This window comes from Bradyrhizobium sp. SZCCHNS3052 (assembly GCF_032484495.1).
Lineage (GTDB): Bacteria > Pseudomonadota > Alphaproteobacteria > Rhizobiales > Xanthobacteraceae > Bradyrhizobium.
On record NZ_JAUETB010000013.1, the window covers coordinates 1 to 13,129 of the forward strand.

Genomic DNA, 13,129 nt, shown 5'->3' on the forward strand with positions numbered 1-13,129 from the left:
TGCGCTTCATGCTCTGGTCCTCGTTGGGGCCAGAACGAACTTCAAGCTGGATTAAGCCCGAGGGGCAAGGTCACGCGTGCCCAACGGTGACCAAGAGACAAGGCAGCCGAGTGTCTTGCAGCTCGCGATCCTGCCCGCCTCCAATACGGAAGGCTTGGTATCCTCGAGGTCCATGCCAAAGCTCGGGGGAATATCGAGAAGGCGGCTTTTCTTTCCTGTCATTTTGGCCAATAGAGTCTGGATCGGATTTTGATAGAGCTATTTGAACGTCAATAATTTAGGGGGCAATGGTGAGGGCAAGCGCGATCGTAGCAGCCGCGTCTTCCATTCCACAAGTCGGCAGCTTCCTAAAAGTCCGCGGCAAGAGCTGGATCGTCGAGCGCGCCGAGCGGCGTGGGCCGGTCGACGTTGTCACCCTCATCTCCTGCGAAGACGATTCGCAGGGCGAGGCGATTGAGCTGGCCTATGGGGCGGAGCTGAAGCCGGAGATCCTCGATCCCAACGACTGGTCGCCGCTGCTCACCAGCGGCTTCGAGGGGCCGCAGCGCCTCGGCGCCTATCTGCGTTCCACGGAATGGCGCACGGCCACCGCCGCCGACCGCAAGCTGTTCCAGGCGCCGTTCCGGGCCGGCATCCGGCTGGAATCCTACCAGCTGCTGCCGCTCGCCAAGGCGCTGGAGTTGCCGCGCGTCAATCTCCTGATCGGCGACGATGTCGGCCTCGGCAAGACGGTCGAGGCCGGGTTGATCGTGCGCGAGCTCCTGCTGCGGCGCCGCGTCGACTCCATCCTGGTCGCAGCCCCAGCGTCGATGCTGCTGCAATGGCAGGATGAGCTGGCGCAGAAGTTCGGCCTCGATTTCACGATCGTGGACCGCGAGCATCTCCTGGAGACGCGGCGCACCCGGGGTTTTTCGGCCAACCCCTGGAGCGTCGGTTCGCGCTTCATCGTCTCGCACAGCGTGCTCTCCGACGAGACCTATACCGGCGGCCTGCGCGAGCTGCTGGCGCCGTTCCGCGCTGGATCGATGTTCATCCTCGACGAGGCGCACCACGCCGCGCCATCATCTGGGGCCGCCTGGGCGGTCGAGAGCCAGATGACCAAGGCCGTGCGCGACATCGCCGCGCTGTTCGAGCATCGCCTGTTCCTGTCGGCGACTCCGCACAACGGCCATTCGAACTCGTTCGCGACCTTGCTGGAGATCCTCGATCCGCAGCGTTTTACCCGCGGTATTGCGGTCGAGGCCAAGGATCTGGAGCCGGTCATGGTGCGCCGGCTCAAGGAGGATCTTCGCCGGCTCGGTCATGCCTTCCCAGAGCGCATCGTCGATGCGATTCCCATCTCCGGCCTGCGGCCGGATGCGCCCGAGCTGCGGCTCGCCCTCATGCTCGACGAGTACAGCCAGTCGTCGACCGGTGGCAGCAAGGCGCGCTTCCTGTTCGCCAATCTGCAGCAGCGTCTGTTCTCCTCGATCGCAGCATTCCACCGCACGCTGACGACGCATCGGCGCAGCCTCGCCCGGAAGAGCGAGGAGCTTGCGTCCGACACGCCCGAGACCACAAGCGAGACCACGCCCGAGCTGATCGAGGACAACGAGGACATCGAAACCGCGACCCATCACGCCCGCGGCGAGCTCGGCGATCTCAACGCCGCCATCGCCCATGTCGACCGCATGCTGGCCATCAGCGCCGCTGCGCGCGACGAGCCCGATGCCCGCATCGCGGTGATGCTCGACTGGATCGAAGAGCACATGCTCGACGAGAGCTACGCCTGGCAGGACCGCCGGCTGATCCTGTTCACCGAATGGGAGGACACCCGCCGCTGGCTGGTCGAGCGGCTCAAGGAAGGGCTGCTGCAGCGTAGCCTCGGCCGCGTCGATCTCGACGGCCGCATCCTCAACTTCACCGGCCAGACCAGCCTCGCCGAGCGCGACCGCATCAAGATCGCCTTCAATGCCCCGTTCGACAAGGAGCCGGTGCGCATTCTCGTCTGCACCGATGCCGCGCGCGAGGGCCTCAATCTGCAGGCCCGCTGTCACGATCTCATCCATGTCGATCTGCCCTGGAATCCGTCGCGCCTCGAACAGCGCAACGGCCGCATCGACCGCAAGCTGCAGCCATCGAAGACCGTCACCTGCCGCTATTTCGTCTACACCCAGCGTGAGGAGGACCGGGTGCTGGATGCGCTGGTGCGCAAGACCGAGGTGATCCGCCAGCAGCTCGGCGCCTCCGGCGAGGTGCTGCGCCAGACCATCGAGACCACGCTCGCCCGCCAGGGCATCCGCCGCGGCGATGCGGCGAAGCTGGCCGACAGCATCAGCGGCGCCACGTCGGAGCGCACAGGCATCGCCGCGCGCGAGCTCGATGAGGACGCCGATCGCCGCGTGGCCCGCCTGAAGCAGGAGGAGGAGCGCCTGCAGCGCGCGCTCGAAAACGCCCGGAAGCGCGTCGGCGTCGACGGCGCCGACATCCGCCACGTCATCGAGGTCGCCCTCAAGGACGACGGCGCAGCGCTGCAGCCGGGCAGTTTCAGCGTGCCCGAAGCGGTGCTGCTCGATCCGGACACCCCGAGCTTTGCCAAGGACCCGAGCTGGGCGTCGCTGTTCGACGAGCTGCGGCCCGGCCGCCCGGCGACGCCAAAGGAGCGTGCGCGCTGGCGGCGCGACACCCCGGTGCGCGGTCTCGTGTTCGCTCCTCCGCTCGTGAGGGAGGGGCAGCCGGAGCCGCATGACGTGGTCCAGCTCCATCTCGAACATCGTCTCGTCAAGCGGCTGCTGTCGCGCTTCGTCAGCCAGGGCTTTCAGACCCGCCTCGGGCGCGTCACCGCGATCGTCTCCTCCGGCGGGCAGCCGCGCGTCGTGCTGCTCGGCCGGCTCTGCCTGTTCGGCCCGGGCGCCCGCCGCCTGCATGAGGAGATCATTCCCGTCACGGCCGCCTGGCGCGACACACGCCGCGACGCCAGCCCGCTGGTGCCCTTTGCCGAGACCGGCGAGGTCACCACCATCCAGCAGCTCGACGAGGCCCTGCGCCGCGGCGTCTCGCCCGCGAACGGCGTGCTCGACCGTCTGGGCCAGATGGTCGAGCGCGACATCGCCGACCTCCGTCCGCATATCGAGGCGCGCGCCGACGCCTCCGAACAATCGGCTGTCGCCGATCTGGTCGAGAACGGCCGGCGCGAGGCCGAGGCGCTGGCGGCGCTGCTGCAACGCCAGATCGACCGCGTGCGCGAGGCCATGCACACGAAGACAATGCCAGAAGCGCCGGCGCAGATGGATCTGTTCGGCCCGAGCGACGACGACATCCGCAAGCAGCATGAGCGCGAGCTGCGCCAGTTCGAGGCCGACCGCCGCTCCTGGGACGGCAAGCTGCTGCGGCTGCAGCAGGAGCTGGACAGCGAACCTGAGAAAGTCCGCCGGGGCTATGAGGTGCAGGCGCGCCGGCTGGAGCCGGTCGGCCTCGTCTATCTCTGGCCGGCGACGAACTGATCATGACAATGACCTTTCATTCCCAACAGGACGAAACCTCGGAGTGGCTGAACTATCTGCAGCCCGAGGGCCTCGTCGTCGGCGCCAATGTGCTGCGCGAGACCGGCGTCACCCCGATCCGCCAGACCCCGCTCGACACCGAGACGGCGGCGCGCGCACTGCATCTCGATCCCGAGGTGCCGCGCGAGCAGGACCGGCTGTTCGAGCTGCACGATGCGTGGGGCTTCTTCGAGCAGGTGCTCGACTGGCCGGCGAAGCTGGTCGCCGGCAGCCCGGGCGGCCCCGCCGTCGATCCGGCGCTGACCGTGACGGTCCCGGAGCACGAGACCCTGCTGTCGCCGGACTACGCGCTGTTGTGGAACGGTGCGGCGCCCGCCGGCATTCCGGCCCAGGCGCTGGTCATGCTGTATCCGACCCTCGACGCCGACGGCCGCAATCAGTTCGAGCAGGGTGAATGGGAGGCGACGCCGCATCAGCGGCTGGAGCGGCTGTTGCGCGAGAGCAATGTCGGCGTCGGCATTCTCATCACGCGCAACGCGCTGCGGCTGATCTATGCGCCGCGCGGCGAAACCGCGGGCTGGCTGACCTGGCCGCTGGCCGCGCTCGGCCGCGTCGAGGGCCGGCCGATGCTGGCGGGCCTCAAATTGTGCCTCGGCCGCAACGCCTTCTTCACCGGCGCGCCGGAGCAGCGGCTGCGCAAGCTGCTGGAGGCCTCGCGCGAGGCGCAGAACGCCGTCTCCGAAAAGCTCTCCGGCCAGGTGCTCGGCGCGCTCTATGAGCTCTTGCGCGGCCTGCACCGCGCCGCGCCAGAGCAGATCGAGGCGCTCGCGACCAGTGATCCGCACCATCTCTATGAGGGCCTGCTCACGCTGCTCATGCGGCTCGTCTTTCTGCTCTATGCCGAGGACCGCGACCTCCTGCCATCGTCGACCGATCCGCAGCTGAAGCAGCTCTGGGACACCGGCTATTCGATCAAGACGTTGTATGCGCGGCTGCTGGTCGACGAGGCGCTCAACCCAGACACGATGGACGAGCGGCGCGGTGGCTGGGGCCAGCTGTTGGCCGTGTTCCGGTTGATCCATGGCGGCCACCCGCATTGGGTGACCGGCCGCGGTGGCAAGCTGTTCAATCCCGACGCCTTTCCGTTTCTCGAAGGCCGCTCCCGCGGCAGCGCCCGCAGCGAAGCGGCGATCCTGCCGGTCTCCGACGGCACTATCCTGCGCATCCTCCATGGCTTGATGACCATCGAGGGCAGGGGTTTGTCGGGCGAGAAGATCCGCGAACGGCTGTCCTATCGCTCGCTCGACGTCGAATCCATCGGCTCGGTCTACGAGACCGTGATGGGCTTTACGGCCTCGCGCGCCACCGAGCGCATGATCGCGCTGCGCGACGAGAAGAAGCTGCCGAACTTCATCGGCCTCGACACCCTGCTGGCCCAGAAGCCGGGCGACCGGCAGAAATGGCTGAAGGAGCGCGGCATCAAGCTCTCGGCCAGGCAGGCCCAGGGTGTGAAGAACGCGAAGGATCTCGCCGCGCTGATCGAGGCGTTCGGCTCGCTGGTCGACGAGCGCGCCTCGCCCAAGGCAACCCCGATCGGGCAGGGCGCGCCCTATCTGCAGCCGACCGAGGAGCGCCGCCGCTCCGGCTCGCACTACACGCCACGCTCCCTCACCGAGCCGATCGTCCGCCACGCCCTGGAGCCGGCCTTCGCCCGGCTCGGCACTGACGCCTCGCCTGAGGCCGTGCTGTCGCTGAAGGTCTGCGATCCCGCCTGCGGCTCCGGCGCCTTCCTGGTCGAAGCCTGCCGCCAGATCGGTGCCCGGCTGGAGCAGGCCTGGAACATGTACGGCGCGGAGAAGCCGAGGATTCCGCCGGATGAGGACGAGGCGCTGCATGCGCGGCGCCTGGTGGCGCAGAAATGCCTGTACGGCGTCGACCGCAATCCGATGGCGGTCGATCTCGCCCGGCTGTCGCTGTGGCTGGCGACGCTCGCCCGCGATCATGAGTTCACGTTTCTTGATCACGCGCTGAAGGCCGGCGACAGTCTTGTGGGGCTGACGCGGGCCCAGATCCAGGCCGTGCATTGGGACCCGTCCAAGCCGGGCCTGCCGCTGTTTCGAGAGACGATCGAGAAGGCGGTGAGCCGCGCGCTCGAAGGCCGCGAGGCGATTCGCAATGCGGATGATGATGTGCTCATCACGGCGCAGGCCGCGCGCTATTCGCGAGTTGTTGAGGCGAGCGACCCGGCGCGGATTGTGGGTGACTCTGTGATAGCTGCCCATTTTTCGGCTGACAAACAGCGCGACCGGGAGATTGAACGGCTTAAAGTGGAAGACCGGATCGCCGGCACCCCACCGAAATGGGATGAGTTGAGCGTCAAGCGAAAGGCTTTCCAAACGGAAGTAGGGTGGAATCCTTTCCACTGGGATATTGAATTTCCAGAAGTCTTTTTTCGCGAAAATGCAGGTTTTGATTGTATCGTAGGCAATCCGCCATTTGCAGGGAAGAATACGATCACGGCAGCGTCAGGCCCGTATTATTTGCCTTGGCTGCAGACACTGAACGTTGGCGCTCACGGAAACGCTGATCTCGTGGCACATTTCTTCCGGCGCGCATACGACTTGCTTCGTATTGGAGGAGCATTTGGTCTAATAGCGACAAACACGATTGGACAAGGTGATACACGAGAGACGGGACTCGCAACGATTTTGCGGCATGGAGGACATATCTTTCGGGCTACAAAACGTCGCCAATGGCCAAATGAAGGAGCAGCGGTTGTCATTTCGATAGTTCATATTCAAAGATGCGATTTGTCGATTCTGCCCGTTCTGGACGACCGTCCCGTCCGACGGATTTCAGCTTATTTAGTCGAGGGCGAACTAGATCATTCGCCTGCAAAATTGACCTCTAACGACCGTAGAGTCTTCAAAGGCTCCGAGCTCCACGGCGCTGGCTTCTTATTCGATGACGAAGGAGCCGAAAAGGGCGAATGTGAGTCGCTGGATAAGATGAGAGCTGTTCTTGCATCCGATCCGAAAAACGCGGACCGGATTCGTCCATTTTTGACAGGGCAAGATGTTGTCACGAGTCCGATACAGGCGACTCACCGATATGCAATCGATTTGAACGATCTTTCCGCTCAGGACGCCGAGTCCAACTATCCGATGTTGTTTGATATTCTCGCCCGACGAGTCTTGCCCCAACGGCGTCAAGACAATCGCGCTTCCAGGCGCAAAAACTGGTGGCGCTACGGCGAGAGGTCGTCCGGCCTTTACAACGCTATCAAAGGCAAGACTCGCCTTCTTTGTACGATCTTTACGTCTCCCCACATGTCTTTCTGTTTCGTCGGTAACTCATTTGTCTTCGCAAACATGGTGATCATTCTCCCCAACGAGACGTCTTCGGGCTTTAGCGTTCTTCAATCAAGAATCCATGAAACCTGGACAAGGTTCTTCGCTTCTACGCTTGAGGATAGGCTCCGGTACGCTCCTTCCGATTGCTTTTCGACATTCCCTTTTCCGTCCAGCTATGAGACGGGGGCAGCTCTCGAAACTGTAGGTCAGAACTATCACGATCACCGGGCCGCGCTGATGGTGGCGGCGAACGAAGGCATGACCAAGACCTACAATCATTTCCACGATGCGGACGACCGCGGCGACGCCATTCAGACTTTGCGCGATCTGCACGACGCCATGGATCGCGCCGTGCTCCGCGCCTACGGTTGGCATGACCTCGCTGACGAATTGTGCCCCGAATTCCTGACCGAGGATACGGAAGACGACCACACCTATCAGGGCCGCTATTTCTGGCCCGCCGATCAGCGTGACCGCGTGTTGGCCCGCCTGCTTGCGCTGAACGCCGAGCGGCACGCGGAGGAGATGGCAGCCGGACGGGCCCCAGCCGCGCAGGAGTCTGGTGAAGAAGCCGACGGGCTGGAGGATGCAGGCGCCGGCCCGTTGTTCGATCGCGATTGAGCCCGCAGGCTGGCTAAACCGCTGATTGCCATCGGCGGCCGGTTTGATAAGGCTTGCAGATCCAAGCCGTTGCTTGAGACTTTGGGGGACGCATGACCACAGCGGAGCCGACGCCGCCACAGCAGAGGCCGACCGATCGCCTTGTCGGCCTGCCGAAGCCCACGACCCCGGTGGCGGTGCGTGAGCGGCTGGTCGATCTCCTGCGCCGCGACCTGGTCGGGCCGCATCCTGACCTCGACCCAGACCTCGCGCGCGAGGTGATCGCAGGGGTCGCGCCCGCGACCTGGTATCTGACCGGCTTCCTCGGGCCGAAGCGCGACACCGGCGCGGCGAAGACGGAGGCGAGCGGCGATGCCGACATCGCGGCCGAGCAGGCGGCCGAAGATCTGCTCGAAACCCAGCGCGGCAGCGAGCCCCTGTCGGAGGTGACGCAAGGCAAGGGCGGCGCCCCGGACGAGGGGCAGACGGAAGCGCCGCCGGTGCGCTCGTTCCAGCCGTCCTCGATCGGGCTCACCGTGCTGCTGCCGCGCGACGCCAGCGGGCTGCAGGCGCGCGTGAGCTGGGGCGACTATGTCACCGAGCCGCGGCTGGATGACGCCGTGTTTCTCGAAGCCGCGCGCGAGATCGCCGAGGCGCGGGGCGAGACGCCGAAGACGCCGGGCCGGGAGACGCTGGACTGGCGCCGGATTCCCCGCGAGGAGACTGTACCCATCACCATCCGGCGCGGGGACGTGCCGCAGCGGATCGTTATCCCCAACAGCGCCGCGCCGATGGCGATCGGCGGCGGGCTCGAGCTCGTGGTGTCGGCGCGTGAGATCGAGACGGCCGATATCGACGGCGTCAAGCGCGAGCTGCTCGCGGTGTCGGTGTTCCTGGTCAATGCAAGGCCGCACACCATCCGCTTCCGCGACATCGCGTTCTGCTTCCAGGCCCGGCTGCAGCTCGATTTCGCCGCAGGTTTCGAGCGCCGCGACGACCGCGCCTCCTATGATTCCGACGAGGCCGACGAGCGGCTGGCCGACCTGCATTACCACGACGTCTGCTCCTATGCGGTCGGCCACAACACCTCGGGCGATTGGAGCGCGCCGGACGGCGAGGGGCGCGTGACCACCGTGTTCACCAATCCGCTGCCGATGCAGGAGGTCGAGAAGCTCGGCGCCGATATCGATCTTGCCGGTGTCGAGCGCTCGATGGCCGCGCTGGCCAAGGCGGCAGACGATGCCGGCACGCTGCAGGCGGCGCTGTCAGGCCTCCCCATTGCCTACGACGCCTGGGCCAAGGAGGAGGCAAAGCGCGTCGCCGGCATCGACGGCAAGCGCCGCCGCGAGGTCGCGACCAAATGCCTTGAGGACATTGCGATCGCGCGCGGGCGCATCGCCTCCGGACTGGCGCGGCTGCAGAGCGATCCGCTCAGCCGCGAGGCCTTTGGCATCATGAATCGGGTGATGGAGCGCGCCAACCGGCAGCGCAGCGCCGCCAACAACAAGAAGCCGTTGGATCAGCAGAAGGCGCCGACATGGCGCCTGTTCCAGCTCGCCTTCATCCTGCTCAACCTCGACGGCCTCGTCGACCCCGTTCATGCCGACCGGCCGATCGTGGATCTGCTGTTCTTCCCGACCGGCGGCGGCAAGACCGAGGCCTATCTCGGCCTCGCCGCGTTTGCGATCGCGCGCCGCCGGCTGAACAATCCAGGCCTGGCCGGGGCGGGGCTGTCGGTGGTGATGCGCTACACCCTGCGCCTGCTGACGCTGGACCAGCTGCAGCGCGCGGCGGGGCTGGTCTGCGCGCTGGAGCTGGAGCGCAAGGAGAAGAAGCGCCTCGGCGACTGGCCGATCGAGATCGGCCTGTGGGTCGGCGGCGGTGCCACGCCGAACAATCTCGGCAGCTCCCAGAACAGGAAAGAGAACACGGCCGTCTATTGGCTGGACCAGTACAAGAAAGGGAAGGGCCCAGCGCCGGCGCCACTAAAGAGCTGCCCCTGGTGCGGCGGCGAGCTGAAGAAGGAAGCGTTCGCGCTGCAGCCGTTGGCCGCGAGCCCGCGGCGGCTCGACCTGCGCTGCTACGAGATCGACTGCGCCTTCTCCAGCGACAGCCGGCTGCCGATCGTGGTCGTCGACGAGGAGATCTATGAGCGCCTGCCGGCCTTCATGATCGCCACCGTCGACAAATTCGCCAACGTGCCTTGGGAAGGCCGGGCCGGGGCCTTCTTCGGCCATGTCGAGCGCAGCGATGCGAACGGTTTCTACGGAGCAGCCGAGCCGCCGGGGAAGGGCACGAAGCTGCCGGCCGAGCTGCGGCCGATCGACCTCATCATCCAGGACGAGCTGCATCTCATCTCCGGGCCGCTCGGCACCGTGGCCGGGCTCTATGAGACCGCATTCGATCTCCTGGCGTCACGCAAGATCAATGGCGAATGGCGCGGGCCGAAGATCGTCGCCTCGACAGCGACCGTGCGCCGCGCCGAGACCCAGATCCGCAATCTGTTCGGCCGCGACCGCACCGCGATCTTCCCGCCGCCGGGTATTGGTCGCGACGATTCGTTCTTTGCCAGGGCCGATCGCGCCACGCCATCGCGGCTCTATCTCGGCATCGCCTCGCCGGGCCGCGGCCCGAAGCTGGTGTTCCTGCGCGCGCTGCAGACCTTGCTGTCGGGGGCCGAGGCGCTGTCGCGCCGCGGCAAGGATGATCCGGCCGATCCCTATCTGACGGCACTGTGCTATTTCAATGCGCTGCGCGAGCTCGGCGGCGCCCGCCGCATCGTCGATGACGAGGTGCGCGCGCATCTGACGACCTACGGCCGCAGCCGTGTCCGTCGCGAGCCTGCGGGCCAGCCATTTGCCGATCGGGTGCTGCGCGAGATTCAGGAGCTGACCTCGCGCTACACGACCGATCAGGTCTCCGACGCGCGGGCGCGGCTCGGGCTTGCAGTGTCCGACAAGAATGCCGTCGATGTCGCGCTGGCCACCAACATGATCTCGGTCGGTCTCGACATCGGCCGGCTCGGGATGATGGTGGTGCAGGGCCAGCCGAAGACGGCGGCCGAATACATCCAGGCGACATCGCGCGTCGGACGCGAGAGCGACAAGCCGGGCCTGGTCGTCACCCTGCTCAACATCCACAAGCCGCGCGACCGCACCCACTACGAGCAGTTCCGCGCCTTCCATCAGAGCTTCTATCGCGCGGTCGAGGCCACCAGCGTGACGCCGTTCGCGCCGCGCGCGCTCGATCGGGCGCTGGCCGCGACCCTGGTGGCGGGGCTGCGCCACGTGACGCCGAGCCTGACGCCGAACAAGGCGGTCGACAAGGTGGCGGACGAGCCCTCCGCCTACAAACGCGTGCGCGATGTGATCGAGGCCAAGATGCGGGTGGCGGGGGAGGACAGCGCCTCGATCGCGCGCTGCCTCGCGCGGCTCGACGAGCTGGAGGCGGCGTGGATCAGAATCGCGGACAAGCAGACCCGCAATGGCGACGAGTTCGCCTATGCCGGCCAGCAGGCGGTGCGCCGGCTGTTGCAGGACCCGTTCGATCAGCAGCCCAACATGGACAAGGAGCGGGAATGGTTCGTCGCGGGACGCTCGATGCGCGACACGGAGCCCGTCTCGCTGCTGAAGCTCAGGAAGCCGGACGGCAGCCTTCTCGGATAGTGGAATTCTCATGGCCGACATCACTCAGAACTTCAGCCAGCTGCTGCTGACCTATGGCCCCGGCGCCATGATGGACCTGCCGGACAATGCCGTGGTCATCGGCGGTCTCCAGGACTGGGACTACAAGGGCTCGAACTGGAAGCCGGTCGAGGAGGAGCGCCTGGTGGCGCTGTTGAAGCAGCAGCTCGGCACCAAGCTGAGCCCGAATTTTTCGGGGTTGCGGCATCCGCCGATGTTCGACGAGGAGCGCCGCGACAGCAACGCGCCCGGCGTCGGCGTGCGGCTGTTTCCCGAATGGTTCCTGGTCAACGAGGCGACCGCCAAGGGAGCGGACGTGATGCCGGCGGGGACGGGCAATGAGAAACGCCGCCGCATGGTCCAGTTTACCGAGCTCGACGTCAACGCCGGCGGCAGGCTGTCCTACACCGGCTCCGGAGCCAAGATCGGCGTCAACCCGATCCGTTTCGTCGGCGCCTGCACCAAGGGCCATCTGCAGGACATCGCCTGGCGCTATCTGACCCACCGCGGCAAGGATCAGTCCTGCCGCAAGCCGCTGTACTGGGTCGAGCGCGGCGTCAGCTCCGATCCCTCGGATATCTCGGTGCAATGCACCTGCGGCGCCTCGATCAGCATGGCCGATCTCTACAAGCCGCAGTTTCTCGGCAAATGCGATTGCCACAGCCCGTGGCTGACGCCGCGGCGCGATGCAAACGAGCAATGCAACGAGGATCTGCGGCTGCTGCCACGCTCGGCGACCAACACCTACTTTGCGCAGACGGTGACGGTGATCTCGCTGACCAAGTCGAACGACAGGCTGCGGCAGACGATCGCGGAGAACAAGACTGTCATCGACGGCATCCGCGCGCTTCCGAACTTCATCGTCGTGTTGCGAGCGATCCCGCAGCTCAAGGACGCCTTCAAGGAGTTCTCCGATGAGGAGATCCTGCAGGCGCTCAACAGCGACGACGGCTCCGGCGCCAATCCGAGCGCGCATCCGCACATCGCCGAGTTCGACATGATGGCGACCGGCGCGCCGGTGATCGGCAGCGACGGCGCCGGATCGTTCTTCTATGGCGAGACGCTGCCGCGCGACGCGCTCAAGCTCCAGGCCCCCTGGGACACGTTCCTGCAGGCCGTCGTGCGGGTTCACCGCTTGCGCGAGGTGACATGTTTGTACGGCTTCACCCGCCTGGAGCCGCCGCCGACCCCGGCCGAAAGCGAGCTCGACGAGATCCAGCTCGCCGTCGGCGGCGCCGACCTCGCCCGCAACGTCGAATGGCTGCCGGCGATCGAGCAGCTCGGCGAGGGCATCTTCCTGCACGTCGCGCCCGACTTCATCAATCAGTGGCTCGACGCCGACCCGACCGTCGCCAAAGCGGCGAACCTGCGCGACCGCGAACGCCGCGACGCCGCCCGCTTCAACCGCGAGCCCAAGCACCGAGGCATCGCCTATTGGGCGCTGCACTCGCTCTCGCACGCCTTCATGGCCGAGCTGGCGTTGGAATGCGGCTACCCTCTATCGTCCCTGAAGGAACGCATTTATTCCACCGGCCCCGCCCAAGCCGACCGCTTCGGCATCCTGATCTACACCTCCACCGCCGGCGGCCAGGGCACCCTCGGCGGCCTCAGCCACATGGCCGAACGCGCCGGCGAATTGCTGACCAGGGCTACAAGGCGCCTCGCCCTGTGCTCCAACGACCCAATCTGCGCCGAACACAGCGACGGCAGCGAGGAATACCCACTGCAGGGCGCAGCGTGCCACGCCTGTTTGCTGGTGCCCGAGACGAGCTGCGAGGCCAGGAACACGCGGCTGGACCGGGGGCTGCTGACACGGACGGTGCTGGGCGGGGGACTGCCGTTGTTGGAGAGAATCAGGTTGGATGCACCCTAGATCGATTCTGGTTCGTGTTGGATATCTGGCTGTTGAGAGAAGGTCCTGCGGAGCGGCTTAGCGAGTCTTGCTTCGCCTTTGAGCAATCTTTCATTGATCGATGTGCAGGTCATTCGCTGGCGCGGTGTTCACCGTCAT

4 protein-coding genes are annotated in these 13,129 nt (G+C 66.0%); all 4 read left to right on the top strand.

Annotated features, from left to right (window positions below):
- Positions 1-290: 290 nt before the first annotated feature.
- Complete coding sequence (gene drmD / locus QX073_RS28675; RefSeq protein ID WP_316226737.1) at positions 291-3,482, top strand: DISARM system SNF2-like helicase DrmD; 3,192 nt, start codon at positions 291-293, stop codon at positions 3,480-3,482.
- 2 nt (positions 3,483-3,484) lie between these two features.
- Positions 3,485-7,456, top strand: coding sequence for an Eco57I restriction-modification methylase domain-containing protein (locus tag QX073_RS28680; protein WP_316226738.1), 3,972 nt, complete (start codon positions 3,485-3,487; stop codon positions 7,454-7,456).
- A 92-nt stretch (positions 7,457-7,548) separates the two neighbouring features.
- On the top strand, positions 7,549-11,100 hold the full coding sequence (drmA, locus tag QX073_RS28685) for a DISARM system helicase DrmA (protein ID WP_316226739.1): 3,552 nt from the start codon (positions 7,549-7,551) through the stop codon (positions 11,098-11,100).
- Between the two features lie 10 nt (positions 11,101-11,110).
- Entirely contained in the window at positions 11,111-12,991 is a 1,881-nt protein-coding gene (locus QX073_RS28690; RefSeq protein WP_316226740.1) for a DUF1998 domain-containing protein, read from the top strand.
- Positions 12,992-13,129: the final 138 nt, after the last annotated feature.

What these genes read in the sequence shown, in the direction of transcription:
- drmA (WP_316226739.1), top strand. Translation starts at nt 7,549, where the DNA reads ATGACCACAGCGGAGCCGACGCCGCCACAGCAGAGGCCGACCGATCGC.
- QX073_RS28680 (WP_316226738.1), top strand. Translation starts at nt 3,485, where the DNA reads ATGACAATGACCTTTCATTCCCAACAGGACGAAACCTCGGAGTGGCTG.
- QX073_RS28690 (WP_316226740.1), top strand. Translation starts at nt 11,111, where the DNA reads ATGGCCGACATCACTCAGAACTTCAGCCAGCTGCTGCTGACCTATGGC.